We start from the raw sequence: 26177 nt of genomic DNA, 5'->3' as shown, positions 1-26177 counted from the left end.
CCAGATCCGACTCCCACCTGCATAAACGGCACAATCGGTTTCGTTTGGCTGCCGAAATTCAGTAGGTTAGGCTGCCCTTCATGAAAACTTCTGTTCGGGGCTTCACTGCCCTCGGTGCGGCTGCAATCGCGGTCACCGCACTTGTCTCGTGCTCCTCGGATTCAGGCACATCCACGCCATCCCAAGGTACGGGCGGATTCCCCGTCAGCATCGAGAACACCTTCGGCACCACGACCATCGACTCGAAGCCCGAGCGCCTCGTCACCCTCGGATGGAACGCGCAGGACATCCTGTACGCACTCGATCTGACTCCGGTCGGACAGCCCAAGTACACCTACGGCGCGGACGACAACGGCGTCATGCCCTGGGCGCAGGACTACTTCGACGCGGACAAGACAACGCTCTTCGACATGCCGGCCAGCGGAGAACCGCCGATCGAGTCCATCGCGTCGTTGACCCCCGACGTCATCCTCGCGCCGTACGAGGGCTTCGAGGAATCCGTCTACAACCAACTGAGCAAGATCGCACCGACGGCCGCCTACCCCGGCGCGGCCTGGCAGACATCCTGGCAGGACCAGACCCGCATCGTCGGCAAGGCAGTCGGCAAGAGCGAAGAGGCCGACAAGCTCGTCGACGGCCTCGACGCGACTCTCGCCGATACCGCCACAGCCCACCCGGAGTTCGCCGGAAAGACATTGGCAGTGGTCAACTTCGACACCGATTCGAGCAACATCAACGTCTATCTGCCCACTGATCCGCGGGTCCAGGTGCTGACCGAACTCGGGTTCGTCAACGCACCGGGCGTCGAGAAGCTAGCCGCGGAAAATGCAGGTGGATCGTTCTTCAAGACGATCTCCTACGAGAACATCGCCGACATCGACGCCGATGTGATCGTCGGCTTCACCGACGGCTCCGGTGATCCGTCCGGCATACCCGCAGTCGGTGGACTCGGCGCGGTCAAGCGTGGATCCACCGCCTTCCTCAGCGACACCCGGGTCATCGGCGGACTGAGCAACGTCAACGTCCTGAGCACGCCGTGGGTCCTCGGCCAGATCACACCGACGTTGAGCGAAGCCGCAAAGCGCGCCTCGGCCTAGAAACGAGATTTTCCCGACAACCCTCTCCGGCGTGATCCGTATCGAACGGCTCGCCGGAGAGGCGGGTGACCCGAAAATTCATGGCGAAGGATCTCGAAGACATCGCAGCAAAAGCCGAGCGTCTCTCGGGCGAGTAAAGCGCCCTCACCTGCACTTACCATATTGTTTGCATACTAACTGCAATCAATACGACATTACTGTGTCAAGCTGATTCTCTGCGGGAATGGACTCAGCTGGGTAACGGCGCGTGAGTCCCCGCCAAATCTGTCCCGGTGGGCGTAGCGTGCAGAGTGCTCGCGGATGGATCGGCGCATCGGGGTGTCGACCGTAGGGCCTTTGAGGGGGCAGGAATGGCATTCAGCGGAACCGCCTCCGGCGGAGGATCAGGCGCTACTCGCGCCGACGTCGGACATGCAGTGCTCTTCGCCGGCGCCGCCGCGCTCGGCGGTTTTCTGTTCGGATACGACACCGCCGTCATCAACGGGGCGGTCGGTGCGATCCGAGACAAGTACGACATCGGCGCCTCGGGCACCGGGCTCACGGTCTCACTGACTCTGCTCGGCGCAGCACTCGGCGCCTGGATCGCAGGCACACTCGCCGACCGACTCGGCCGCATCCGCGTCATGCAGATAGCCGCGGTGTTGTTCATCATCGGCGCCGTAGGCTCCGCAATTCCGTTCAGCGTCTACGACCTCACATTCTGGCGCGTGGTCGGCGGCCTGGCAGTGGGTTTCGCGTCAGTCATCGCCCCGGCCTACATCGCGGAGATCTCTCCCGCCGCGATTCGCGGACGTCTCGGCTCGATGTACCAGCTGGCTATCGTTCTCGGAATCGCCGTGTCACAGTTGGTCAACTACGCCCTCCAGGCCGCGGCCGGTGGTGATCGCAATCAGATCGCAGGCCTCGAAGCCTGGCAGTGGATGCTGATGCTCGAGGCGGTTCCCGCAGTCCTGTACCTGATCATGACAACCACGATTCCCGAGTCTCCACGGTTCCTCGTGGCGCAGGGCAAGGACGATCGTGCTCGCAAGATCATCTCCGATCTCGAAGGTGGAGATCACGACGCCGTCACCGAACGCATGAACGAGATCCGCGAATCTCTGACGGAGAAGCAAGCCAAGACCACAGTCCGCCAACTCTTCTCGAAGCGGCTCGGGGTCTCCCATCTGGTGTGGGTCGGTATTGCACTCGCCGCATTGCAGCAGTTGGTCGGTATCAACGTGATCTTCTACTACTCGAGCACCCTCTGGCAGGCGGTCGGATTCGGCGCAGACCGGTCCCTGCTGATCAGCGTCGTGAGCGCCTTGGTCAACATCGTCGGTACGTTTGTCGCCATCGCCGTCATCGACCGGGTCGGTCGAAAGCCGCTGTTGCTGGTCGGTTCCGCCGGTATGGCCATCTCACTGGGCACCGCAGCATTCTGTTTCCATTCGGCAACAGTGACCAAGAACGAGATCGGCGAATCCGTGGCGACGCTGACCGGAGCCAATGCCACTATCGCTCTTATCGGGGCGAACGCATTCGTGTTCTTCTTCGCCTTGTCCTGGGGCCCGGTCGTCTGGGTGTTGATCTCCGAAATGTTCCCCAACCGCGTGCGTGCTGCAGCAGTGGGAATTGCGACCGCCACCAACTGGGTCGCGAACTTCCTGGTGTCCTGGACGTTCCCGGCACTGGCCGATTGGAATCTGTCGTACACCTACGCCGGCTACGCCGTCATGGCAGTGTTGTCGCTGTTCGTCGTCCTCAGGTTCGTGAAGGAAACGCGAGGCAGCACACTCGAATCCGTGCAATAGCGCTCTCCCGGTTTCAAACCTTTACACCGAAAAGCGGTGGCCCTCGGATTGATCCGAGGGCCACCGCTTTTCGAGATTTGTCGGTAGACGACCTGTCAGCCTTGAGCGACTTCACCCTGAGCCGAGGCCGAGGACGCGTCTTCCTGGACGTGGACGCCGACGCTGCCCATCCCCGCCACCCAGCCGGTGATCTTGCGGGAGAGGTCCTGAGCCGTGAGTCCGAGTTCCTTGTGGATGGCCTCGCGGCTGGCGTGATCGAGGAACTGCTGGGGAACGCCCATGTCGCGGCACGACGTGTGCACTCCGGCTGCCCGCATCGCGGCCGAGACCGTCGAACCGATGCCGCCGTGCAGACCACCGTCTTCGATGGTGACCACGAGGGCGTACTTGTCCGCCATCTTCACCAGCGAATCCGCGACCGGCAGAACCCACCGCGGATCGACGACGGCAACCGAGATGCCCTGCTTGTCGAGCCGCTCGGCAATCTCGAGTGCCAGGGATGCAAACGGGCCCACCGCGACGAGGAGCACGTCGCCGCGCTCACCCTCGCTGGACTTGAGAACGTCGACCATTCCATCGAGTCGCTTCACGGCCGGAATCGCTTCGGGTACAGCGCCCTTCGGGAAGCGAACAACAGTTGGTCCGTCGTCGACGAGGAGTGCTTCGTCCAGTTCTTCACGCAGTGTGTCGGCGTCACGCGGTGCCGCGACGCGAATCCCGGGAATGATTCCGAGCAGCGAAAGATCCCAGACGCCGTTGTGGCTGGCGCCGTCCACTCCGGTGACACCGGCGCGGTCGAGCACGATTGTCACAGGTTGCTTGAGCAGTGCGACATCCATCAACAACTGGTCGAACGCTCGGTTGAGGAAGGTCGAGTAGATAGCGACCACGGGGTGCAGTCCGCCCAATGCAAGGCCGGCGGCCGAGGTCATCGCGTGCTGCTCGGCGATACCGACGTCGAACATGCGGTCGGGGAACTTCTCACCGAATGCCGCAAGGCCGGTGGGCCCGGCCATGGCCGCGGTGATGGCGACGATGTCCTCACGACGCGAAGCCTGCTCGATCAATGCGGCCGAGAAGACCGACGTCCAGTCCGGCGCTGACGACTTGGCGCCGCGACCGGTGACGGGATCGATGACACCGGTGGCATGCATTTGATCGGCCACGTCGTTTTCCGCGTGTGCGTAACCGTTGCCCTTGCGGGTGACGGCGTGAACGATGACTGGTCCGCCGTAGGCCTTGGCCCTGCGCAACGCCGATTCCATGGCAGCTTCGTCGTGACCGTCGACCGGTCCGAGGTACTTGATACCGAGATCGGTGAACATCACCTGAGGACTGACCGCGTCCTTGAGACCGGCCTTCATCCCGTGAAGGACGGAGTAAGCAGTGCGCCCGACCCAGGGCAGTCTCTTGACCATGCGCCGGCCGCTGTCGAGGGCGCGCTCGTAACTCGGTGCGGTGCGCAGCGCCGAGAGATGATCGGCGAGTCCGCCGATGGTCGGTGCGTACGAGCGACCGTTGTCGTTGACCACGATCACCACCGAACGGTCCTTGCCTGCCGCGATGTTGTTGAGAGCTTCCCAACACATTCCGCCGGTCAGCGCGCCGTCACCGACGACGGCAACTACGTGGCGATTCTGACCCGTCAGCGCGAAGGCCTTCGCGAGGCCGTCGGCATAGGACAACGCGGCGGAAGCGTGAGAAGACTCGACCCAGTCGTGTTCGCTCTCGGCGCGGCACGGATACCCGGACAGTCCACCCTGCTTACGCAGAGTGTCGAACTGATCCTGACGACCGGTGAGGATCTTGTGTACATAGGCCTGATGGCCCGTGTCGAAGATGATCGCGTCCTGCGGCGAGTCGAAAATTCGGTGCAGTGCGAGGGTCAACTCCACGACGCCCAAGTTGGGCCCGAGGTGACCACCGGTCGCAGCGACCTTCAGCACGAGGAACTCACGAATCTCGTCGGCCAACTCCGTCATCTCGGCGTGGCTCAACTGACGTAGATCGTCAGGACCCTGAATGCGGGCAAGAACACCCAACGAGATCGCTCCCTCCGTGCTTCACAGCTGCACCGGTGCGCGCCGCGGCTGTCTTCGCGACAGTGCTGCCAGTCTACGGAGCGTTCCGGCGAACCGACACGCGGACTCGGCCCGATTCCGGTGTGACTTCGCGTAACAGCGAAATCCCGCGGATCGCTCGTGATCGCAATCACAGACAAATGGGATCCGTCGCGATCGACTCGGCAACTCTTCTTCCACAAAACGACCGCCATGTCAGCTTAAGGTCGACGTATGGGAACTGTGGTCGACGACCTGATAACGCGAGTGTTCGACGAAGTCCGATCACTCGACGAAGGCGAGTTGGCCGACTACATCCCCGAACTCGCGGCGGTCGCCCCCGATTCGTTCGGAATCTGCATCGCCACCGTAGACGGTTACGTCTACGAGATCGGTGACTCGCGAATCCCGTTCACCATTCAGTCGATCTCGAAGCCCTTCACCTACGCCTTGGCTCTCGCCGATCGAGGAAGCGAGGCGGTTGCCGCGAAAATCGACGTCGAACCATCCGGCGAGCCGTTCAACGAAATCAGCCTCGACCCGCTCACCGAACGGCCACGAAACCCCATGATCAATGCCGGGGCTATCACCGCTGCATCACTGGTTGCCGGACCGAATCCCGAGGCCCGCTTCGAGCGCATCCGCTCGGCGTACTCGCGATACGCAGGCCGCGAGCTGACCTTCAACGAAGCCGTCTACACCTCCGAGGCCCGCACCGGTCACCGCAACCGTGCGATCGGCCACATGCTGCGATCCTTCGACGTCATCACCGGCAATCCCGACGAGGCCGTCGACCTGTATTTCCGTCAATGCTCGATCGACGTGACCTGCCGCGACCTGAGTCTGATGGCTGCGACGATGGCGAACAACGGTGTCAATCCGCTCACCCACGAGCGCGCGCTGGCACCCGCAGGCGTCGAACAGGTCCTCAGCGTCATGGCTACGTGCGGAATGTACGACGGCGCCGGCAAGTGGCTGGTAGAGGTCGGATTGCCGGCCAAGAGCGGTGTCGGCGGCGGAGTGCTGGCGGTTCTGCCGGGCCAGATCGGCATCGCCGTGTACTCCCCCAGGCTCGACGTTCACGGCAACAGTGTTCGCGGAGTTGCTTCTGCCCGGGCACTGTCGAAGGAACTCGAACTGCACTTCCTCCACGTGACGCGGGCGTCACGCTCGTCGATCCGGGCCAGATACAGCGTCATCGAAGCACCGTCGCGAGTACGACGCACCCCGACCGAACAAGCCGTGCTCGACGACGTCGGCAAGCGCAGCCGGGTCTACGAACTGCACGGCGATCTCCTCTTCACCGGTGCCGAATCGGCGGTCCGCGAAATCGGCTCGGTGGACGAGGGCCTCGAAGTTGTCGTCATCGACGTCCGCCGCGTCGACGACGCCAGCGACGTCGCGGTACGCATGATCACTGCGCTGCAGGTTCAGCTGGCCGCGCAGGCTTGTGCTGTGGCCGTCGTCGATCCGCAAGGACTGCTGGGACAACGAAGTTCGAGCATCGACCCCGCCAGAAGAAGTGGTCGGGTTTTTGCGGATCTCGATTCCGCCATGCAGTGGTGCGAAGACACGCTGCTTGCGGTGCATTGTGAGGCCGATCGGCAGGCGTCGACGATCTCGATCGAGGACCACCCAGTTCTCGATGCTCTGTCCGCGGCGCAGATCGAGGGATTCTCCGCAGAACTGGAGACGCGAACCTATGCCCGCGGCGAGAAGATCGCCCGCCGAGGCGAAGCGGCCTCGGGGTTCTATCTGATTCTCAGTGGCCAGGTCAGCACCATGTTCACCGACGCGCACGGGGTCGAGCACCGCATCACGACGCTCTCCGCCGGAATGACGTTCGGCGAGATGACGATGTTCCTCGACACTCCGTTCCTCAACGACATCCGCGCCGATTCCACGGTCACCGTGGCCGTGCTGACTCCGGAGCGATATGCAGAACTGACCGCACAGGCACCCGAGTTGAAACTTGCGCTTCTCGAACGACTGGCTGCGGGCGCCTACGAGCAATTGGACCTGATGTTGCGGAGTGTCATATCCGCCGGACGAATCGGATAGGAACCACACGTGCCCACCACCGCCTTCACCTCGGATCCGTCCACTGTCACGGTAACCGGAACCGCCACTGCAACAGCTGTTCCCGACATCGTGCGATTGACGATCGGAGTATCGGTGACACAGACGGCCGTTTCCGACGCGTTCGACGCCGTCGCGCGTCTGTCCACTGCCCTGACCGAGACCCTGCACGCGCGCGGTGTGCGCGGAGCGGACCTCACCACCGCCGGGCTGAGCGTCCATCCGCAGACTCACTGGAGCGACGGAGGCCGCCAGGAGACAACAGGATTCACGGCATCGACAACTTTCCGAGTCGTACTGCGAGAGCTGGAGCCGGAAGCGGCGAACTCCCCCGCTGCCGTCATCGCGGCATGTGTATCGGTGGGTGGCGACGCGATTCGGCTCGACGGACTGGAGTTCGATCTCGACGACCGCAGCGATCTGGCGACAAGAGCACGCGAATTGGCCTGGACGGCAGCCGAATCGAAGGCCAGACAGTTCGCAGACCTTGCAGACAAAGATCTGGTCGAAGTCCTCGAGGTGCTCGAGGACTTCGACCAGATCGTGCCGATGCGCGGACGTGTCGCGGCGATGAAAGCGGATTCGGCCCCGATAGCCGTCGAACGCGGAGAGATCGAAGAATCGATCTCGGTCCGCGTTCGATGGGCTATGGCGTGACAACAGTAATTCAGAAGACGCGGCCGGCAGTAGACCAGCCGGGCTTGCGGATCAGCGAGTGAGGTTCTTCTCCTCGTTCTTCTCTTCGCGTTCTTCTTCGAACTTCTGCTCGGCGTCGGGGGTTGCCATGTCGATGGTGGTGCGCAACGGACGGTTCGGGATGAAGATGACCGACACGAGCGTGACCACGGCGACGACGGCTGCGACCAGGAAGATCCGTCCTGTTGCGTCGCCGTAGGCGAACCGAACGATCTGCGAGACGAAGTCAGGCATATTGCTCAGGTCGAGGCCGTCCTGGAGGCTCTTTCCAGCTACTGCCTGCTGCTCGGGCGGCAAGGTGGAGACCGAATCGACTGTCAGTGTCTTGACGCGGGTCGCAAGAATCGAACCGAGCACCGACACGCCGATCGCGCCGCCGAAGGTGCGGAAGAACGCCACGATACTGCTGGCCGCGCCGATGTTCTCGACGCTGACCGTGTTCTGCACGGCGAGCACGATGTTCTGCATCAGCATGCCGGTACCGAGACCCACGATGGCGATGAAGATTCCGATGGTCCAGAGGCTGGTTGCGTGGTCGATCGTCGACAGCAGCCCGAAACCGACCAGCAGCAGAACTGCGCCGGCGACGATGAAGGGCTTCCACTGACCGAACTTGGTGATCAGCTGGCCCGAGCCGACCGAGGCGACGAGCATGCCTGCGACCATCGGAATGGTGAGCAATCCGGCTTCGGTGGGATCGAATCCGCGTGCGGTCTGGAAGTACTGCGTCAGGAACGTCGTCGCGCCGAAGAGGCCGACACCAACTGCGATCGAGGCGATGATCGCGAGAGCCGTGGTGCGCTCGGTGATGATCTTGATCGGCAGGATCGGATCCTTGACCTTGGATTCGACGAACATCGTCAGGCCGAGCAGGGCCAGACCACCGATGACGAAGAAGGCCGACTCCTTCGAGAACCAGGCGTAGTAGTCGTCCTGACCGGCAAACGAAACCCAGATCAGCAGGACGCTGACACCGGCGGTGAGCAAGGTGGCGCCCATCCAGTCGATGGAGACGTTGTCCTTCTTCACGGTCTCGACGTGCAGTGTGCGCTGAAGCAGGAACAATGCGATGACTGCCAGCGGAACACATACGTAGAAGCACCAGCGCCAGCCGGCAGTGTCCACGAGGACGCCGCCGAGGATCGGTCCACCGGACATCGAGACGGCCATGGCCGCACCCATGTATCCGGAATAGCGACCGCGATCTCGCGGCGGGATGATCGTGCCGATGATGGCTACGACGAGAGCGGTCAGACCGCCCATACCGATGCCCTGGATGACACGCGCACCGAGCAGCAACGGAACGTTGTGCGCCGCGCCGGCGATGACCGAGCCGATCACGAAGATGACGATCGCGGTCTGGACCAGCACCTTCTTGTTGTAAAGGTCGGCAAGCTTGCCCCAGATCGGCGTCGACGCCGCGGTGGCGAGCAACGCTGTCGTGATGATCCAGGCGTACTGCGTCTGAGTTCCGTGCAGTTCACCGATGATCGTGGGAAGCGCTGTCGAAACGATGGTGCTGCTGAGCAGCGCGGTGAACAGCGCCGCGATGAGTCCGGTGAGTGCTTCGAGAATTTCGCGGTGAGTCATCGCGCCCGCTTCGCGAGCCGATCCGTCACCTCCGGTACTTGCCCGGGTTTCTCCTACTGTTGCTGCCATGTGCCTTATCTCCCAATACTTTCTACGCCCGTGTGCGGAACTGCCGGTGAGGCCTGCCGATTCGATGCGCCGAACGTCTCGTTGAGACGTTGCAGCGATGTCACTGCGGCCATGGCCTCTTCCTGGCTCCAGTCTTCGAGCATGTTGCGCAAACGCGCCGCACGCCGCTGCGTGGTTCTCCGTAAAACGTCGTGTCCCTCTTCCGATACTCGGATGCGGAACGCCCGCTTGTCAGCCGGATCGGGATTTCTCTCGACATACCCAGCGTCGACCAGATCCGACATTTGTCGGCTGAGCGACGACTGACTGACACACAGATCGACGGCCAATTCGTTCTGTCGGCACTCCCCACGCGCTGCCAGCATGAACAACACACTGACCAGCGCAGGCGGCAGCAGGCTGTCTGCACCGGTGGTGACCGCGGCTCGCAGCGATCTGCCGAACATGAAGATCGTGTCGACGAGCGCTTGGGCCGTCTCCGGCTGTACCGACATTGCCTACCCCTGAATTCGAGTGGCCCGAACGAGCCGTGACTTGAAAACGGAAAACTACTTGCAGAACGAAACTATACGATTAGTTGCGTAATGCAAGCAACTGTTGTGAACGCGAGAAGCGTCACACCGTTTCAGGGAAAGATTTCGGGACGTCTCAGCGTTCGAGGAGCGCGATGCACTCCATGTGGTGAGTCTGGGGGAACGCGTCGAACGCCCGGAGGCCACCGATTCTGAAGCCCTGCTCCAGGTAGAGGCCGATATCGCGACCGAACGACGCCGGGTCGCACCCGATATGGACTATCCGCTCAGCGCCCGTTGCGGCGAGAGCTTCCACGACCGGACGGCCGGCTCCCGCACGTGGCGGGTCGAGCACGACGACAGCAGGCGAACGCTCCAGATCCGCGATGATGTTCTCGACGCGGGCGCTGTGGAAGCGCACCTGACCGAGATCGGACAGCGCTGCCTGCCCGTCCGCGACTGCACGCGCCGAAGATTCGACGGACTCCACCACGCCGGACGGCCCGACAAGCTCGGCGAGCGCTGCTGCGAACACGCCGACACCGCCGTAGAGATCCCAGGCCGTGTCCGCGGTAGCGGCTCCGGCCCACTCCCCGACCACCTGTGAGTAAGTGGCCGCAGCGCCGCGATGGGCCTGCCAGAAACCGGTCGCGGCCAGCGCCCATTCTCGATTGCCGACGCGCTCGATCACTGTGTCCGATCCGATGGCAACTCGGGTCTTTCGCGGGCCGCCGCTTGCCGCTCGGCGTGCCATCGCGCCGCGTCGCCCGGGCGTCCGCCGTCCCGTCTTGGACACCGCGGGTGCCGCGATTTCCACGACGTGCCGCTCGCCCGCAGCGTCGAGAACGACCTGCAGCTCGCTACCTGGCGCCCACTGCGCACCGCCGAGACCGTCGTACGCGCTCTGATCGATCTGGGTGCACCGCAGGTCTGTGACGATCCGGTTGCTGCGGTACGCGTGGTATCCGGCGACACCGTGCCCGTCCACCGCCAACCGGACTCGCGTGCGCCAACCCGTTCCGTCTCCGGTTCCGGGCAGTTCCTCTACCTCGACGTCCGATTCGACACGAGCCAGTCGCAGAAGCTGCTCCCGCACGACCGAGGTCTTCATCTCACGTTGGACGCTCAGATCCGCGTGCGAGTAGTCGCAGCAGCCCGCCCCGCCCGGGCCGGAGATCGGGCATGTCGGATCGATCCGATGCGGAGAAGCGTCGAGAACGGTGATCGCGTCGGCGCGGCAGAACGATCCGCCCTTGTCCTCGGTCACCCGGACCAGCGCCCGCTCCCCTGGCAAACCGTGACGGACGAACACGACCCGCCCCTCGTGCCGGGCGACGACGAACCCGCCGTGACCGGGGTTGCCCAGATCGACCTCGAAGGTCTGTCCGGTCCAATTCTCACTCAACGAACTACGCCTGCCATTTCGATGTTGCCGATCATTTTTCGCCGGTGATCATTTCTCGCCGGTGTCGTAACCGCGACGCGTGGCACCTGCGGTCTTCTCGATGTCGAGCGGCTTCGCCTTTGCCGACGAACTCAGCTGCCACGGAACGCTGGTCACCATCACGCCGGGCTGGAAAAGCAGACGACTCTTCAGACGAAGCGCGCTCTGATTGTGCAGGATCTGCTCCCACCAGTGTCCGACGACGTACTCGGGAATGAAGACGGTGACGACGTCACGCGGAGCATCGCGTCGTACACGCTTGACGTAGTCGAGAACCGGCTTGGTGATTTCGCGGTACGGCGACTCGATCACCTTGAGCGGAACCGTCACGTCGCTCTTCTCCCACTCACGCACGAGTGCGCGGGTGTCGGGCTCGTCGACGTTGACCGTGATGGCTTCGAGGGTGTCCGGTCGCGTTGCTCGCGCGTAGGCGAGAGCTCGCATCGTCGGCATGTGCAACTTCGAGACGAGCACGATCGAGTGCGTGCGGCTGGGCAGTACGCCGTCCCACTCCTGCTCCTCGAGCTCGGCTGCGACGCTGTCGTAGTGCTTGCGGATCATCTTCATCACGATGAAGATCGCGACCATCGCAACGATGGCGATCCATGCGCCGGCAGCGAACTTGGTGATCAGAACGATGATCAAGACGGTGGCGGTCATTGCCAGACCGATCGAATTGATCACTCGCGAGCGCTGCATACGGGCCCGTTGCGCCTTGTCGGTCTCGGACTTCAGATGCCGAGTCCAGTGCTTGATCATGCCCGTTTGGCTGAGCACGAACGAGACGAAGACGCCGACGATGTACAACTGGATGAGCTTGGTGACCTCGGCGCCGAACACCACGACGAATGCGATGGCAGCACCGGAGAGGAAGAGGATTCCGTTGCTGAATGCCAGTCGGTCGCCGCGCGTGTGCAGCTGACGCGGTAGGTACCGATCCTGCGCCAGGATCGATCCGAGTACCGGAAAGCCGTTGAACGCGGTGTTCGCGGCCAGAACCAGGATCAGTGCCGTGACGATCGCCATGAAGAAGAAACCGATCGGGAAACCACTGAACACGGCTTCGGCGATCTGCGCGATCAAGGTCTTCTGATGGTAGCCCTCCGGCGCTCCGACCAGCTGTTCCTGCGGATTGTGTGCGTAGACGATGCCGATTTTCTGAGCCAGGATGATGATGCCCATCAGCAGGACGATGGCGATCGACCCGAGCAGCAGCAAGGTCGTGGCAGCGTTGCGCGACTTCGGCTTCTGGAACGCCGGTACGCCGTTGCTGATGGCCTCGACGCCGGTCAGTGCGGCACAGCCCGAGGAGAATGCGCGGGCGATCAGGAACGCGAAGGCAATTCCGTACAGATGCGAATCCTCGGCGTTGAGCGTGAACGACGACGATTCCGCGTGCACATCCTCACCGAGGACGTAGATCCGGAAGAATCCCCACCCGAGCATCAGGAACATGCCGACGATGAATGCGTAGGTCGGAATTGCGAACGCGGTCCCCGATTCACGGATACCGCGAAGGTTGACCGCGGTCAGCAACACGATCGCCGCAACCGCGAACAACACCTTGTGCTGCGCGACGAACGGCAGAGCCGAGCCGATGTTCGACGCCGCCGACGAGATCGACACGGCGACCGTCAGCACGTAGTCGACCATCAGCGCACTACCGACGGTCAGACCGGCGGTCGGGCCGAGGTTGACCGTCGCGACCTCGTAGTCGCCGCCACCGGAGGGGTATGCGTGGACGTTCTGGCGGTAGCTCGCCACCACCACAGCCATGACGATGGCGACGGACAATCCGATCCAGGGGGTGTACGCATACGCGGAAATACCCGCGACGGAGAGAACCAGGAAGATTTCTTCGGGGGCATACGCGACGGACGACATCGCGTCGGACGCGAAGACCGGTAGTGCAATTCGCTTGGGTAGCAGCGTGTGCCCGAGTTTGTCGCTTCGGAACGGCCGACCGAGCAGGAGCCGCTTGGTAGCGGTCGAGAGCTTAGACACGTGCAAAGCGTAAGCCGTCTCGCCCGATTCGGAGTCATCAGAGCCCCAACTTCACCTTTTGTCGTGACAACCGGCACGCGGGCGACCGTTGTACTTGCTCTTCCCGTGAGGGGCTGTACCGTTCGATTCGGCGTGCAATCGCGCCATGAGGGTCCATGAACGGAGTAGGGCGTGTATGTCGTCATCATGGGGTGCGGTCGAGTGGGTTCTTCCCTCGCCGCGTCTCTGACCAGGATCGGACATGAGGTCGCCGTCATCGACCGCGATCAGAGTGCGTTTCTGCGTCTCGATCTCGACTTCCCGGGAACCAAGGTTCTGGGAATGGGGTTCGACCGTGACGTGCTGGTCCGGGCGGGAATCGAGCGGGCCGACGCCTTTGCCGCGGTGTCCTCGGGAGACAATTCCAACATCATCGCAGCGCGAGTCGCACGCGAGACTTTCGGCGTCGAACGCGTCGTCGCACGTATTTACGACGCCAAGCGTGCCGCCGTTTACGAGCGACTCGGCATTCCCACGGTCGCCACCGTGCCGTGGTCGACGGATCGTTTCCTGCACACGTTGACCAAGGAAAGTCAGACTGCGAAGTGGCGCGATCCTTCGGGCACTGTCGCCATCACCGAACTTGCCCTGCACGAGGATTGGGCGGGCAAGCCGATCGCGCTCCTCGAGGGCGCGACCAGTTCGAGAGTCGCCTTCATCATCCGCTTCGGGACCGGCATTCTCCCCGACCGCAAGACTGTCATCCAGGCCGACGATCAGGTCTACATCGCCGCCGTGTCGGGAACCGTCGCCGAAGCTGTCGCACTGGCAGGCAACCCGCCGCCGAGCGACGACTGAGGGAGGCCGCAGATGACTGATCCGTACGCCGCCCCCCACAACAAGACTGCGACTGTGTTGCACTACAACGTGATTGGAAGTTCTCGATGAAGGTCGCCATCGCCGGAGCCGGCGCCGTAGGCCGTTCCATTGCGCGAGAGCTGATTCGAAGCTCACATGACGTCATGCTGATCGAACGCAAACTCGATCACATCGAACCGGAGTCGGTGCCCGAGGCGAAGTGGGTGCACGCGGACGCCTGCGAACTCAGCAGACTCGAGGACGCGTCGATGGAGTCGTACGAGGTCGTGATTGCCGCGACCGGAGACGACAAGGCAAACCTGGTCCTCAGTCTGCTCGCGAAAACCGAGTTCGGTGTTCGCCGAGTTGTCGCCCGCGTCAACGATCCCCGCAACGAGTGGCTCTTCGACGAGTCCTGGGGCGTGGACGTCGCCGTCTCGACACCGCGGATGCTCGCTTCGCTCGTCGAAGAGGCCGTCTCGGTCGGTGACCTGGTCAAACTGATGACATTGCGGCAGGGACAGGCCAACCTCGTCGAGATCACGTTGCCCGACAACACACCTCTTGCCGGAAAAGCCGTCAAGAAACTCGAACTTCCGCGAGACTGCGCACTGGTCACCATCCTGCGTGGCGGACGCGTGATCGTCCCGCAGATGGACGATCCCATCGAAGGCGGGGACGAACTGCTCTTCGTTGCGGCCGTCGACGCCGAGGATCAGTTGCGCGTTGCACTCCGCCTGGAGAATTGACCGACGAACACACTGACGACGAAAGGGAATCACATGGCACAAGCGCCCGAAAACACCGTAGTCACCGACAATCCGGCCCAGAGCCGGTACGAGATCCATGCCGACGGCGACCTCGCCGGGATTGAGGACTACACCACCTCCGGTGACGTCGTCTCGTTCAACCACACCGAGATCTACCCCGCCTTCGAAGGTTTCGGATTGGCCGGGGTTCTCGTCCGCCAGGCTCTGGACGACCTACGAGCACGCGGCCTCAAGGTTCATCCGGTGTGCCCGTACGTCGTGAAGTTCCTCGACAAGCACCCCGAGTACCAGGACCTGATCAGCTGAGATCGCGGTCTTCGCGCGGCTTCGTCAGATTCACCGAGCCCACCTCTTCGGACCCTGCGTCCGTGGCGGTGGGCTCGCTGCTTTCGGGCTCCACAACCGGTTCAGGCTCGACGATGCGATCGGCCTTACGCACAGCCCAGACCGTCACGAGCAGCACCAAACCGGTCAACGGCCACCCCATGCCGATACGCGCGACTGCGAGCCATCCGGTGTGGTCGGTGTCGTAGAGCTGTGACTGAACGAGATACCGCGCACCGAAGACCAACGCCCACGCTGCCGTCGCGACGTCGTAGAGCCGGACGGCGGAGCTGTGCTTGCGCCAGAGATTGCCGTGCCCGTTGAGATAACCCCAGATGATTCCGACGAGGGGCCAGCGCACGAGGATGGAAATCAGGAAGACCGCACCGTAGGCGAGGCTCGTGTAGATACCGAAGAGGAAATATCCTTTGGCGTCGCCGGTGCGGTAGGCGATGAATGCGGAAACTCCGACTCCGAGAAAACCGGAAATAGCGGGTTGGAGGGAATCCTTGCGGAAGAGGCGCCAGGCCGCGATAGCGACAGCGACGCCCAATGCGGCCCAGATTGCCGCGGTGAGATTCCAGATGCTGTTGACCGGGACAAAAATCAGAATCGGCAAAGACGAATAGATCAGACCACTCAGCCCGCCGAGTTGGTCGATTACCGATCGCTGTTGTGTTTCAGTCACCTGTCGAGGGTGCCACAGTCACCGAGTTGCACGGTAAATGCGGGAAACGCGCCTATTCGCCGCGCAGTTCGTAGTAAGGGTTGAAGATCGCCTTGCGACCGTCACGCTCGCCCACACGACCGCGGATCAGCAGGGTCTTACCGGTCTCGATTCCCGGGATCCGGCGACGCCCGATCCAGACGAGATTGATCATCTCGGTGCCATCGAAGAACTCGGCCTCGATGCTGGCATTTCCCGACTTGGGACACGCGTCGACGCTGCGGAGCCGGCCCACCATCGTGACTTCTTCACCGCGACGACAATCGCATGCCTTCTGACCTCCGGAAGCCTTGTTGGACTCGGCCATCTCCTGGGCGTCCAACTGGTCGACGTCCTCGGTCAGACGCTGGGTCAGTCGACGAAAATATCCTGCGGCGGCGGGTGCCATTGCGCGCTCCTGCGAACATGTGTGACGCAAGGGTTTCGCGTCACGTGAAGGGCTGTGTGATCGCCACTGTAGACCCATTACGAGCGTGTAACCACACCGGTCAGTCCGCGTCTCGGGGGCACCGGGCAAGATCAAGAGATGCAGAACTCGGAATTGGCGACCGTTGCCGTCGTTCTCCCAGGTACAGGCTCTGACGCCCACTTCGCGGACCGCGCATTCCGGGCGCCGCTGGAGACTCTGGGTGTGCGCATCGTCGCAATTGAACCGGACCCTCGGCGTGTCGTGGACGGCTATCTGGACGCGATGGACAGAGCCGCGGACACGCACGGCCGAATCATCGTCGGAGGGGTCTCGATCGGAGCGGCCGTTGCACTCCAGTGGGCCGCCGACAATCCCGATCGAACCGTGAGTGTGTTGGCAGCGCTTCCGGCCTGGACGGGCTCGGCCGACGACGCCCCCGCAGCAGCGAGCGCGCGGTTCACCGCCGGGCAACTGCGCTCCGAAGGCTTGGAGTCGGTGATCGCTGCGATGCTCGCGTCGAGTCCGGCGTGGCTCGGAGCCGAACTCGAGCGCTCCTGGCGCTCTCAGTGGCCCGATCTCCCGGCTGCGCTCGACGAGGCGGCGTCGTACCACTCACTCGGCGAGAGCGCGCTACGGGCGGTAGGCGTTCCGGTCGGCATTGCGTCGGCGATGGACGATCCGGTTCATCCCGCGTCAGTGGCGCAGGCCTGGGCGGCTTCACTCCCCCGCGGCGCAGTCGCCACGACGACGCTCGACATGATCGGGCGCGACCCCGCGGTTCTCGGGTCCACCTGCATCAAAGCGCTCGCGGCGATCGAATCCGATACCACCGCGAGCGCCTGAAGAAAATCCTGTTACTGACCCAATTGCTGCATGGCAGAACCGGATTCGCCGCTACGAGGCGGCGGGGTCGGCCGTGCTGGAGGTGCCGGCGGAGCGGGCGGTGCTGACTGCTGTTGCTGCTGGGCGGCGACCTGTTGCTGCTGCGCTGCCGCCAACTGCTGCTCGTGTGCGGCCGCCAACTGCTCGGCGAGCACCTGCGGGAGCACCACGGGCAGCGGTGTCCGCACCGGATGCGGCTCTGATCCTCGGTTGACGACGGTGTCACGCAAGATGTCCCGTGCGATTGCCACCAGAGGGGCGTTCGCGGCGGTGGATCCACTCGGACCCGCGACCACGCAGCGCACCATCCACCGGGGACCGTCGACGCCGATGAACCGCAGGTCCATGTTGGCCGTCACAGCAGCCAGTTCACGGCCCCACGGGCCGTTCTCGACGCTCACCGCGGAATTGTCGTCGCGAAGCGACTGCGCGAGCTCGGCAACGACCTCACGCCACTGACCGGGCGATTTCGGGGCGGCGTAGGCAGCAACCGTGATGCGGCCGTGCTCGGTGACCAGGTGCACGGCCTGCGGCGAACCGTTGGGCGCCATCTCGACCTGCAACTGCCCGCCGGTCGGCATCGGCACCAGAACGGAACCGAGATCAAGACGCTGACCGTCACGGCCTGCCGTCGGATCGTCGGAATCGATCTCCGAGATGTCGTAAGGGCCTTCCGATTCGCCACCGAACTCGTCGCCGGTGACTTCGAGATCGTCTTCGACCTCGTCGATCTCCACCGACTCGTCGTTCTCGTCACCGAAGAAGCTGGTGGTTTCCTCGTCGACGTCTGTCTTCTTCTTGCGTCCGAACATGATTCAGACTCCCTCTCCGACTACCGCGCCAGGCGCATCGGTATCGAGTATCGCGTGCCCGCCGCTGGAACCGTAGCCTCCGGTTCCTCTGGTCGTGTCGTCCAGCGATTCGACTTCCTCGAAAACCGGAAGTTCGACTCGTTGAACCACGAGCTGAGCGATTCGGTCACCGCGGCGGATGTCGATGGCTGTGGCCGGATCGAGATTGATCAAGCAGACCTTGAGTTCGCCCCGGTATCCCGCGTCCACGGTTCCGGGCGCATTCACGATCGACAGTCCCGATTTGGCGGCGAGTCCGGAACGCGGATGGATCAACCCGACGGTGCCCACCGGCAAAGCGATCGCGATCCCCGTTCCGACCAGTGTTCGGTGGCCGGGTTCGATGGTGACGTCGCTGGTGGAGCACAGATCCACACCCGCATCTCCGGGATGCGCACGCTGTGGAACGGGCAGGTCTGGATCCAGTCGCTTCAAGGCGATGGAGAGATGGTCGCTCACGTGGGCCAAGACTACTCGTAGCGACGGACTATCCTTGACAGGTGCCCGAAACATCTCGACCTGACGTCGCCACCACAACGCCCCCGTCCACGACGCTGTACTCCGAGCGCCTGTGGGTGCCGATCTGGTGGTGGATCGCCGGGTTGGCCGTAGCCGGACTCCTCGCGGCCGAGGTCCACATGGGCCGCCCGGGGCTTCTCTCGTACCTGGCGTACGTCGTACTACTCCCGATCCCGATCTGGGCGGCATTCTGGCTCAGCCGGATGCGCGTCGAGGTAGTGGAGACAGCAGGGGTGAAGGAACTGCACGTGGGTAGAGCCCACCTGCCGGTCGAATTGATTTCACGGGCGGCAGCAGTGCCGGCTTCCGCGAAGAGTGCTGCGATGGGGCGCCAACTCGATCCGTCGGCGTTCGTCCAGCATCGCCCATGGGTCAAGACAATGGTGTTGATCGTGCTCGACGACCCGGAGGATCCCACGCCGTACTGGTTGGTGAGCACACGTCGTCCCGCTGATCTGCTGGCTGCGCTGGATCTCTGACCAGCGCGGTCACAGCAAAGCAGTACTTCCCGACCCTTGGTCGACCCTCGCGCTGACGGGTCGACCACCGGGAAGGGAGATCAGGCAGCGCAGTCCATGCATACGAGCTGTCCGTTGGCATCACTGGCCAGGCGGCTGCGGTGATGAACCAGGAAGCAGCTCGAACACGTGAACTCGTCTGCCTGCTTCGGAACAACTCGAACCGAGAGTTCCTCGCCGGAAAGGTCGGCACCCGGCAGCTCGAAGGACTCCGCGGTGTCCGTCTCGTCGATGTCGACGACGGCTGACTGCGCTTCGTTGCGTCGCGCCTTCAGCTCCTCGAGCGAGTCCTCCGAAACCTCGTCGGACTCTGTACGCCTCGGTGCGTCGTAGTCAGTTGCCATCTCGTCTACCCCATCCTCTTCGTGTATCCCGGTCCCGTGTGCGCCGAGAATCCGGTAGATCCTTGATGCGCATGGAAACCGCCGTGGCATCCAGATCATTCCCTGTCGCTGCATAACGCTGCAGGACCGGAATTAGTGCCCGGAAGTTCCTTCCGAGAACGTGATCTGCGCCTCATTTGGTTGTCATTTCGGCGTCCGGCCGATGCCCAGTTGAACGACCTGGGCCGCCAGACAGTAGCCGACGTGAGCACGAAAGTAGTAACCGAATCGGAAATTTCCGAAAAATGACTGCGAATTGTCACCAAGGCAAGAGCAAGCTGTGACCTTTCCACGATGTTTTCGGGCCGAATCCGGGTAGAAACAGGCCGGTAATCGGCCAACTGCCGTTTCGCAATCGACAAGGACTCGACGCGTCGAGCCTCGCTTCGGCTGTCTCGTCACACAGGCCCTCTAAGGTAGGCACCGAACGTCATGCCGGCGCCGCTCGGCCCGATGGCGAAGTAGAAGTTTCGTCAAGAAAGTCGAGGGATACCGTGGTTTCTCTGATCACCGAAGGCAGCTCTACCGATGACCAGGGACGTCCGTTCCGCCGTCGGCGCGCGTGGCCGGTGATCGCCGTGTTCGCGGTACTCGCATTGATCGGCAGTGTCTTGTGGGTCCGCATCCTGAGCGCCGAGGCGGAAGTCAGTGACACCGTCGCCTGCAACCTGCCGCAACCTTCGTCCGATCCTTCGGCAGCGGCGCCACTACCGCTGGGAACCGTCGTCGACCGCTCGAAGCTGCTCGACGTGGATCCCGCTCCCCTCGCCGCCACCAAGGTTCGTGTGTTCAACGCCAACGGTGAACACGGCCAGGCGGCCCAGGTGGCAGCGCAACTGAGCGAGTTCGGCTTCTCCAGCGCGCCGGACGTCCAGGTCGGAAACGACCCCGTCTACGTCGACCAGAACATGGAGTGCCAGGGTCAGATCCGATTCGGAGCGAACGGCCTCGCCGCCGCCAGTTCCGTCTGGCTGGTCGCCCCCTGCGCCGAACTGGTCCAGGACGGCCGCGGCGACGACACCGTCGACCTGGCTCTCGGCACCTACAACAAGGGCGCCCTGACCCCCAACACCGACGCCACCGCGATCTTGCATGCTCTGGCCGAGCAACCCGCAAACGCCGAAGTCGCCCCCATGGACATCGCACTGCTCAAAGCAGCGCGCACGGCGCGCTGCTGACAAGCCTCAGCTCGGAATCGGCTGATCTGCGCCGGTAGCTCCGAGCATGTGCGCGAACTGCTCGGCGATCGCCGGAGCGACTGCGTAAACGACATCACCGTCGGCCGACGTGGAATTTGACGCCGGGACGTTGATGACGGCGCCCGCTTCGGAAGCGATCAGGGAGCCAGCTGCCCAGTCCCACGGACTCAGTCCGTGTTCGAAGTGAGCGTCGACCCGGCCGGTGGCGACCATGCACAGATCCAAAGCCGCCGAACCGATGCGTCGGATGTCGCGAACCTGCGGCAGGATCTGCCCGATCAACGTGCCCTGCACCTTCCGGCGATCCGCTCCGTAACCGAAGCCGGTGGCCAACAGCGCCATTGACAGCTCGGTCACCTCATTGGCTTGCAGGTCGCTGACGACGCCGTCGGCCGTGGTCATGGTTGCACCGCCGCCCCGATGCGCGGCGTACGTGGTTTCCAACGACACGTCGACGACAGCCCCGGCTACCGAGACCCCGTCGATCTGTACGGCCACCGAGATGGCGAACGCGGGGATTCCGTAGAGAAAATTCACCGTGCCGTCGATGGGATCGACAACCCATCGAACTCCCGCGGAATCGTCGGTGTCTCCGCCACCTTCCTCACCCAGGATCGAATCTGCAGGCCGCCATTGCGCCAGAAGGTCGCGAATCACCTGTTCGGTTTCGGTATCGACCACCGTGACGGGATCGGTGGGCGTGCTCTTCGCCGCAACCGAACCACCCTCGGCGGCACCGGAACCCACCAGGCCGAATACCTCGGGCCGACGCAAGCGGACGTGTTCGGCTGCGCGTTCGGCGACGGCTACGGCTACTTCCCGCAACTGTGCGGGGTCCAGAGAATCGGCGGAAAAGTCGGGCAACGTTCTTTCTGAAGGGCGCACCGGACCATCGCAACACATCTCTACCGAGGGGCACCACTCGAACGTCTCGAGGTGGGCGGTTCGAGAGGACGCGCCCGGGTCCTTGTTCGGGTTAGTGTTTGCAACGGTAGATCGTGACCTCGAATTCGACACTCAGGAGCGCAGGACGATGACAACCACAGGTTTCGGGATCGACGTCGGCGGCAGCGGCGTCAAGGGCGGCACGATCGACCTGAGCACCGGGGAAATGATCGGTGACCGCATCAAGATCCTGACCCCGCAGCCGTCCACACCCGATGCGATCGCGGGCACTGTCGCCGAGATCGTCGAGCAGGCCAAGTGGACCGGTCCGGTCGGCATCACCTTGCCCGCTGTCGTGACCGGCGGCGTCGCGCGAAGCGCCGCGAACATCGACAAGTCCTGGATCGACACCGACGCCGCCGCCCTGTTCGGCAAGGCGCTGGGCGGGCGCGAGGTCACCGTCCTCAACGACGCCGACGCTGCCGGAATCGCCGAGGACTCGTTCGGAGCGGGCAAGGACACCTCCGGCGTCGTGATCTTGTTGACCTTCGGCACCGGAATCGGATCTGCCGTGCTGCACAACGGAGTTCTGTTGCCCAACACCGAGTTCGGTCACCTCGAGGTCGACGGCAAGGAAGCCGAGCACCGGGCGGCGTCGTCGGTGAAGGAGAAGAAGGACTGGAGCTACAAGGAGTGGGCCGTCGAGGTCTCGCGAGTTCTGACCACCTTCGAGAACCTGCTCTGGCCAGATCTCTTCATCGCCGGAGGCGGTATCAGCCGCAAGCACGAGAAGTGGATTCCGCATCTGACCAACCGCACCAAGGTCGTCCCCGCCACCCTTCTCAACACCGCGGGAATTGCGGGAGCTGCGCTCGCATCGGTCGGACTGACCAGGCCGGCCTCCGTCGCCGGATGAGAAAACCCGCACGTGAAAAGCGGAAAATCTACCTGTTACGGCCCGCCGTGACGTAAGAGTTTCCTGAGAGTCGTTACAATGGTGAAGTCCGGCTGCGCGCCGGCCAACAACCATTGACCTCTCCGCCGGATCACCACTCTGGCGTGACGCCGCACGACACCGTCACGAAAGGGCGTACGTGGCAGCCACCGATACACGTCAGACTGCTGATTCTCCATCAGAGTCAGAGCCACAATCTCCAGCCGTGGAGGCGGCCACCGTCACCGCTCCGGCAGCCAAGAAGGCTCCGGCGAAAAAGGCCCCCGCCAAGAAGGCAGCAGCAAAGAAGGCTCCGGCCAAGAAAGCTCCGGCCAAGAAGGCAGCAGCTAAGAAGGCCAGCCCCAAGAAGGCCGGCGATCCTGACGCCGAAGACGGCGATGTCGAGTTGGAAGACATCGACATCACGGACGGCGACCTTGCCGAGGTCGAGTCCGATGTCGTCGAGGTCGTAGCAGTCGGCGAAGACGAAGAGACCGCTGCAGAGCCGTCCGAGAAGGACAAGGCTTCCGGCGACTTCGTCTGGGACGAGGAAGAGTCCGAGGCTCTCCGCCAGGCACGCAAGGATGCCGAACTGACGGCGTCCGCCGACTCGGTTCGCGCCTACCTCAAGCAGATCGGCAAGGTCGCACTCCTCAACGCCGAAGAGGAAGTCGAACTGGCCAAGCGCATCGAGGCCGGCCTCTACGCCGTGCAGATCATGCAGGACCTCGCTGACAAGGGCGAGAAGTTGCCTGCGGCTCAGCGACGCGACATGAGCTGGATCTGCCGCGACGGCAACCGCGCCAAGAACCACCTCCTCGAGGCCAACCTCCGCCTGGTCGTCTCGCTGGCCAAGCGCTACACGGGCCGCGGCATGGCGTTCCTGGACCTCATCCAGGAAGGCAACCTCGGTCTGATCCGTGCAGTCGAGAAGTTCGACTACACCAAGGGTTACAAGTTCTCGACCTACGCCACGTGGTGGATCCGTCAGGCCATCACCCGCGCAATGGCCGACCAGGCTCGCACCATCCGTATCCCGGTACACATGGTCGAGGTCATCAACAAGCTCGGCCGTATCCAGCGTGAGCTGCTCCAGGACCTGGGCCGTGAGCCCACGCCGGAAGAGCTCGCCAAGGAAATGGACATCACGCCGGAGAAGGTGCTGGAAATCCAGCAGTACGCGCGTGAGCCGATCTCTCTCGACCAGACCATCGGCGACGAGGGCGACAGCCAGCTCGGTGACTTCATCGAGGACTCCGAAGCTGTTGTCGCAGTCGATGCCGTCTCGTTCACCTTGCTGCAGGATCAGCTGCAGTCGGTACTCGAGACGCTGTCCGAGCGCGAAGCCGGCGTGGTTCGCCTCCGCTTCGGTCTCACCGACGGTCAGCCGAGGACTTTAGACGAAATCGGACAGGTCTACGGCGTCACGCGTGAGCGTATCCGCCAGATCGAATCGAAGACGATGTCGAAGCTGCGCCACCCGTCGCGTTCGCAGGTTCTGCGCGACTACCTCGACTAGTCACACCAGCTATGCGCACAAGAGCCGCTCTCCGGATCGCCGGAGAGCGGCTCTTGTGCGTTTGTCGCCTCAGACCAAGAGTGTGTCCCGGAGTTGTGCGACATCGTCCTCGCTCAACTGAAGGCCGTCCCGGACGTAGTTGTCGAAGTTGCCGTACACCCGATCCACCGTGGCGAAAGACGTGTCCAGCCAAGACTGTTCGACGCCGTCGATGAACGCGCTCCCCGTGCGGGGTCCGGTGAGGTACTGATTGCTGAGCATGTAATCGGCGTTCACGTCGGTGCGACTCACGCCGAGGACGGTCAGGAGAACCGCGGTCATCCAACCGGTACGGTCCTTGCCCGCCGAGCAGTGGTAGAGGACTGCACCGTCGGTGTTCGCGACGTTCACCAGCGCGTCGTGGAATGCGCGGCTCGCCCCCGGATCGGTCACCATCAACGCGTACATCGTCGGCATGTCCACCAGCGCCGGGAGGTTGGCGGGGTTGGTTCCGATGACGTCGAACCAGTTGCTTCGCGCCCCGTTCGGAAGGCGATCCTGCGAGAGCGTTCGTTCGACGACCGTACGGAAGTCGTCGACCGATTCCACTCCGCGTTCGCTCAACGACGCGAGATCCGACGGTGTCAGCTTGTCGAGGGCATTCGAGCGAAATACCTTCCCCCACCGAACGGTCTGCCCGTCCGCGGCGTCGTAGCCACCGATGTCACGCGCGTTCGACGCACCCCCGAGGTGTAGCGATCGATCCGCGGCAACCTGCGCAGCTGTTGGTCCGGCGTGGTCGAGAGCGGGAATTCCACCGGCGAGCGCCGGGACCGGTGCACACGAGATGATCAGCGCACACAGAGCGGTCGCGGCGGGACGGGCGATTCTGTTCGACATCCGGACAGAATAGGACCGCAATCAGGACTTCGTACGAACCTTGATGTACAACGAGGCGACCGGTTCGATAACTCTTGCCGCCACCGGGCCGATGACCGCCATCAGGAGCACGTAAGCAGTTGCCAATGCGGCAAGTTCGGCGTCGACGGCGCCTGCGGACACCGCGAGGCCTGCGATGATGATGGAGAACTCACCGCGGGCGATCAGAGCGGCACCGGCGCGCGCCTGACCCATTCGCGCGACACCCTGACGTCTGGCCGCCCAGGCGCCGGTTACCAGCTTCGTGATCGCCGTGACCACTGCCAGGATCGCGGCCCATCCGAGGACTGGCGGAATGGAACTGGGATCGGTGTTGAGACCGAAGACCACGAAGAACATTGCGGCGAACAGATCTCGAAGGGGCTCGAGCACGCGACTGGCATTGTGCGCCGTCGACCCCGAGATCGCGATTCCGAGGAGGAATGCGCCCACAGCCGCCGACACCTGCATCGCCGAACTGATGCCGGCGACCAACAGTGCGGCACCGAGCAGCTTGAGCAGGAGCGTCTCACTGTCGGGACTGTCGAGGAGGGCGGAGACGTACCGTCCGTATCGGAGGGCCACGACAAGAACCACGGTGATGACCAACAACGAGATCCCGACCGCTTCGAGCCCGCCCATGAAGCTCACGCCCGCGAGCATCGCGGTCAGAATCGGCAGGTACAGCGCCATCGCCAGGTCTTCGAACACCAGAATCGACAGCACGACCGGTGTCTCGCGGTTACCGAGGCGCCCCAGGTCGCTGAGCACCTTGGCGATGATTCCCGAAGACGAGATATAGGTGACGCCGGCCATGACCGTCGCCCCCACGACGCCCCAACCGAGCATCAAGCCGACAACCGCGCCAGGGGTGGCGTTGAGGACGATGTCGACGATGCCGGCTACCCGCGAGCGTTTGAGACCGGTGACGAGCTCGGCCGCAGTGTATTCGAGCCCCAACAGCAGCAAGAGCAGGACGATCCCGATCTCACTTGCCAGATGGGAGAACTCGCCGATGTCGCCGAGCTGGATGAAACCGCCCTGTCCGAAGCACAGGCCGCCGATCAGGTAGAACGGGATCGGCGACATGCCGACGCGAGCAGCGAGCCGTCCGAGCAGTCCGAGCGCGAAGAAGACCGCGCCGAGTTCGATCAGTGCGAGGGTGGTTGTGTCCACGCG

Annotated in this window: 25 protein-coding genes; 12 read left to right on the top strand and 13 right to left on the bottom strand. The window is 63.3% G+C overall.

The features are described 5' to 3' along the window. Nucleotides 1-80 precede the first annotated feature (80 nt). Nucleotides 81-1097 (top strand): iron-siderophore ABC transporter substrate-binding protein, encoded by a 1017-nt coding sequence (locus KTR60_RS13605; RefSeq protein WP_054188508.1) that lies wholly within the window; start codon nt 81-83, stop codon nt 1095-1097. Between the two features lie 350 nt (nt 1098-1447). Next, on the top strand, nt 1448-2890 hold the full coding sequence (locus KTR60_RS13600; RefSeq protein ID WP_007732869.1) for a sugar porter family MFS transporter: 1443 nt from the start codon (nt 1448-1450) through the stop codon (nt 2888-2890). 95 nt (nt 2891-2985) lie between these two features. Here KTR60_RS13600 and dxs read toward each other — a convergent pair whose 3' ends face one another. After that, on the bottom strand, nt 2986-4932 hold the full coding sequence (gene dxs, locus KTR60_RS13595; protein ID WP_210378372.1) for a 1-deoxy-D-xylulose-5-phosphate synthase: 1947 nt from the start codon (nt 4930-4932) through the stop codon (nt 2986-2988). A gap of 252 nt (nt 4933-5184) precedes the next feature. Between dxs and glsA the strand changes: the two genes are divergently transcribed. Beyond that, on the top strand, nt 5185-7011 hold the full coding sequence (gene glsA / locus KTR60_RS13590; protein WP_125051007.1) for a glutaminase A: 1827 nt from the start codon (nt 5185-5187) through the stop codon (nt 7009-7011). A gap of 9 nt (nt 7012-7020) precedes the next feature. After that, the gene (locus KTR60_RS13585; RefSeq protein ID WP_007732865.1) at nt 7021-7686 is read left to right on the top strand and encodes an SIMPL domain-containing protein; all 666 of its coding nucleotides are present in this window, start codon (nt 7021-7023) and stop codon (nt 7684-7686) included. 51 nt (nt 7687-7737) lie between these two features. On the opposite strand, the gene KTR60_RS13580 is transcribed toward KTR60_RS13585, so the two are convergent. The 4 genes from KTR60_RS13580 to KTR60_RS13565 all read right to left on the bottom strand — a co-directional run bounded on the left by KTR60_RS13580 (nt 7738) and on the right by KTR60_RS13565 (nt 13344). Continuing rightward, nucleotides 7738-9384, bottom strand: a complete 1647-nt coding sequence (locus KTR60_RS13580; RefSeq protein ID WP_007732863.1) for an MDR family MFS transporter — start codon at nt 9382-9384, stop codon at nt 7738-7740. A gap of 5 nt (nt 9385-9389) precedes the next feature. Next, nucleotides 9390-9878: a MarR family winged helix-turn-helix transcriptional regulator gene (locus tag KTR60_RS13575; RefSeq protein ID WP_003942624.1), complete on the bottom strand. Its 489-nt coding sequence runs from the start codon at nt 9876-9878 to the stop codon at nt 9390-9392. Nucleotides 9879-10032: 154 nt separating this feature from the next. After that, on the bottom strand, nt 10033-11301 hold the full coding sequence (locus tag KTR60_RS13570) for a class I SAM-dependent RNA methyltransferase (protein WP_007732860.1): 1269 nt from the start codon (nt 11299-11301) through the stop codon (nt 10033-10035). Between the two features lie 48 nt (nt 11302-11349). Further along, the gene (locus KTR60_RS13565; RefSeq protein WP_007732857.1) at nt 11350-13344 is read right to left on the bottom strand and encodes an APC family permease; all 1995 of its coding nucleotides are present in this window, start codon (nt 13342-13344) and stop codon (nt 11350-11352) included. 171 nt (nt 13345-13515) lie between these two features. On the opposite strand from KTR60_RS13565, the gene KTR60_RS13560 reads away from it, so the two are divergent. From KTR60_RS13560 to KTR60_RS13550, 3 genes are all read left to right on the top strand, one after another. Further along, nucleotides 13516-14181 (top strand): potassium channel family protein, encoded by a 666-nt coding sequence (locus KTR60_RS13560; RefSeq protein ID WP_003942587.1) that lies wholly within the window; start codon nt 13516-13518, stop codon nt 14179-14181. Nucleotides 14182-14267: 86 nt separating this feature from the next. After that, the gene (locus tag KTR60_RS13555) at nt 14268-14930 is read left to right on the top strand and encodes a potassium channel family protein (protein ID WP_003942632.1); all 663 of its coding nucleotides are present in this window, start codon (nt 14268-14270) and stop codon (nt 14928-14930) included. A gap of 33 nt (nt 14931-14963) precedes the next feature. Then, nucleotides 14964-15257, top strand: a complete 294-nt coding sequence (locus tag KTR60_RS13550) for a GNAT family N-acetyltransferase (protein ID WP_003942641.1) — start codon at nt 14964-14966, stop codon at nt 15255-15257. Here KTR60_RS13550 and KTR60_RS13545 read toward each other — a convergent pair. Next, nucleotides 15250-15963: a DUF3159 domain-containing protein gene (locus KTR60_RS13545; RefSeq protein ID WP_003942611.1), complete on the bottom strand. Its 714-nt coding sequence runs from the start codon at nt 15961-15963 to the stop codon at nt 15250-15252. The two genes, KTR60_RS13550 and KTR60_RS13545, sit on opposite strands and share 8 nt — an antisense overlap. A gap of 52 nt (nt 15964-16015) precedes the next feature. Further along, on the bottom strand, nt 16016-16390 hold the full coding sequence (locus KTR60_RS13540; protein WP_030536883.1) for an OB-fold nucleic acid binding domain-containing protein: 375 nt from the start codon (nt 16388-16390) through the stop codon (nt 16016-16018). A gap of 138 nt (nt 16391-16528) precedes the next feature. Between KTR60_RS13540 and KTR60_RS13535 the strand changes: the two genes are divergently transcribed. Continuing rightward, nucleotides 16529-17254: an alpha/beta fold hydrolase gene (locus KTR60_RS13535; RefSeq protein WP_228402220.1), complete on the top strand. Its 726-nt coding sequence runs from the start codon at nt 16529-16531 to the stop codon at nt 17252-17254. An 11-nt stretch (nt 17255-17265) separates the two neighbouring features. Here KTR60_RS13535 and KTR60_RS13530 read toward each other — a convergent pair whose 3' ends face one another. Both KTR60_RS13530 and dut read right to left on the bottom strand, forming a co-directional pair. After that, the gene (locus tag KTR60_RS13530) at nt 17266-18105 is read right to left on the bottom strand and encodes a DUF3710 domain-containing protein (RefSeq protein WP_007732842.1); all 840 of its coding nucleotides are present in this window, start codon (nt 18103-18105) and stop codon (nt 17266-17268) included. Nucleotides 18106-18108: 3 nt separating this feature from the next. Further along, a complete protein-coding gene (gene dut, locus KTR60_RS13525) occupies nt 18109-18603 on the bottom strand; it encodes a dUTP diphosphatase (RefSeq protein WP_003942635.1) in 495 nt (164 codons plus the stop codon). Between the two features lie 41 nt (nt 18604-18644). On the opposite strand from dut, the gene KTR60_RS13520 reads away from it, so the two are divergent. Beyond that, nucleotides 18645-19142, top strand: coding sequence for a DUF3093 domain-containing protein (locus tag KTR60_RS13520; protein WP_003942596.1), 498 nt, complete (start codon nt 18645-18647; stop codon nt 19140-19142). Between the two features lie 80 nt (nt 19143-19222). Here KTR60_RS13520 and KTR60_RS13515 read toward each other — a convergent pair whose 3' ends face one another. Continuing rightward, complete coding sequence (locus tag KTR60_RS13515; RefSeq protein WP_003942593.1) at nt 19223-19525, bottom strand: DUF4193 domain-containing protein; 303 nt, start codon at nt 19523-19525, stop codon at nt 19223-19225. Nucleotides 19526-20058: 533 nt separating this feature from the next. Here KTR60_RS13515 and cei point away from each other — a divergent pair. Next, a complete protein-coding gene (cei, locus tag KTR60_RS13510; protein ID WP_003942618.1) occupies nt 20059-20742 on the top strand; it encodes an envelope integrity protein Cei in 684 nt (227 codons plus the stop codon). 6 nt (nt 20743-20748) lie between these two features. On the opposite strand, the gene KTR60_RS13505 is transcribed toward cei, so the two are convergent. Further along, nucleotides 20749-21627, bottom strand: a complete 879-nt coding sequence (locus tag KTR60_RS13505) for an inositol monophosphatase family protein (protein WP_003942622.1) — start codon at nt 21625-21627, stop codon at nt 20749-20751. 169 nt (nt 21628-21796) lie between these two features. Here KTR60_RS13505 and ppgK point away from each other — a divergent pair, with 169 nt between their 5' ends. Together ppgK and KTR60_RS13495 are read left to right on the top strand one after the other, a co-directional pair. Next, the gene (gene ppgK / locus KTR60_RS13500) at nt 21797-22564 is read left to right on the top strand and encodes a polyphosphate--glucose phosphotransferase (RefSeq protein WP_042449945.1); all 768 of its coding nucleotides are present in this window, start codon (nt 21797-21799) and stop codon (nt 22562-22564) included. 178 nt (nt 22565-22742) lie between these two features. Continuing rightward, a complete protein-coding gene (locus KTR60_RS13495) occupies nt 22743-24101 on the top strand; it encodes an RNA polymerase sigma factor (RefSeq protein WP_019748245.1) in 1359 nt (452 codons plus the stop codon). Between the two features lie 69 nt (nt 24102-24170). Here KTR60_RS13495 and KTR60_RS13490 read toward each other — a convergent pair whose 3' ends face one another. Continuing rightward, the gene (locus KTR60_RS13490; RefSeq protein ID WP_211920255.1) at nt 24171-24980 is read right to left on the bottom strand and encodes a tyrosine-protein phosphatase; all 810 of its coding nucleotides are present in this window, start codon (nt 24978-24980) and stop codon (nt 24171-24173) included. 21 nt (nt 24981-25001) lie between these two features. After that, entirely contained in the window at nt 25002-26174 is a 1173-nt protein-coding gene (locus KTR60_RS13485; RefSeq protein ID WP_003942634.1) for a cation:proton antiporter, read from the bottom strand. Nucleotides 26175-26177 lie beyond the last annotated feature (3 nt).

This window comes from Rhodococcus sp. C1 (genome assembly GCF_020809065.1).
In the GTDB taxonomy this organism is placed as follows: domain Bacteria; phylum Actinomycetota; class Actinomycetes; order Mycobacteriales; family Mycobacteriaceae; genus Rhodococcus_F; species Rhodococcus_F qingshengii.
The sequence above is the reverse complement of the archived record's forward strand: the minus strand, read 5'-3'. Positions and strand labels throughout refer to the sequence as shown.

Excerpts from the sequence above, each read along its gene's own strand:
- KTR60_RS13605 (WP_054188508.1), top strand. The coding sequence starts at position 81 with ATGAAAACTTCTGTTCGGGGCTTCACTGCCCTCGGTGCGGCTGCAATC.
- KTR60_RS13600 (WP_007732869.1), top strand. The coding sequence starts at position 1,448 with ATGGCATTCAGCGGAACCGCCTCCGGCGGAGGATCAGGCGCTACTCGC.
- glsA (WP_125051007.1), top strand. The coding sequence starts at position 5,185 with ATGGGAACTGTGGTCGACGACCTGATAACGCGAGTGTTCGACGAAGTC.
- KTR60_RS13580 (WP_007732863.1), bottom strand. The coding sequence starts at position 9,384 with ATGGCAGCAACAGTAGGAGAAACCCGGGCAAGTACCGGAGGTGACGGA.
- KTR60_RS13575 (WP_003942624.1), bottom strand. The coding sequence starts at position 9,878 with ATGTCGGTACAGCCGGAGACGGCCCAAGCGCTCGTCGACACGATCTTC.
- KTR60_RS13555 (WP_003942632.1), top strand. The coding sequence starts at position 14,268 with ATGAAGGTCGCCATCGCCGGAGCCGGCGCCGTAGGCCGTTCCATTGCG.
- KTR60_RS13550 (WP_003942641.1), top strand. The coding sequence starts at position 14,964 with ATGGCACAAGCGCCCGAAAACACCGTAGTCACCGACAATCCGGCCCAG.
- KTR60_RS13540 (WP_030536883.1), bottom strand. The coding sequence starts at position 16,390 with ATGGCACCCGCCGCCGCAGGATATTTTCGTCGACTGACCCAGCGTCTG.
- KTR60_RS13535 (WP_228402220.1), top strand. The coding sequence starts at position 16,529 with ATGCAGAACTCGGAATTGGCGACCGTTGCCGTCGTTCTCCCAGGTACA.
- KTR60_RS13530 (WP_007732842.1), bottom strand. The coding sequence starts at position 18,105 with ATGTTCGGACGCAAGAAGAAGACAGACGTCGACGAGGAAACCACCAGC.
- KTR60_RS13515 (WP_003942593.1), bottom strand. The coding sequence starts at position 19,525 with ATGGCAACTGACTACGACGCACCGAGGCGTACAGAGTCCGACGAGGTT.
- ppgK (WP_042449945.1), top strand. The coding sequence starts at position 21,797 with ATGACAACCACAGGTTTCGGGATCGACGTCGGCGGCAGCGGCGTCAAG.
- KTR60_RS13490 (WP_211920255.1), bottom strand. The coding sequence starts at position 24,980 with ATGTCGAACAGAATCGCCCGTCCCGCCGCGACCGCTCTGTGTGCGCTG.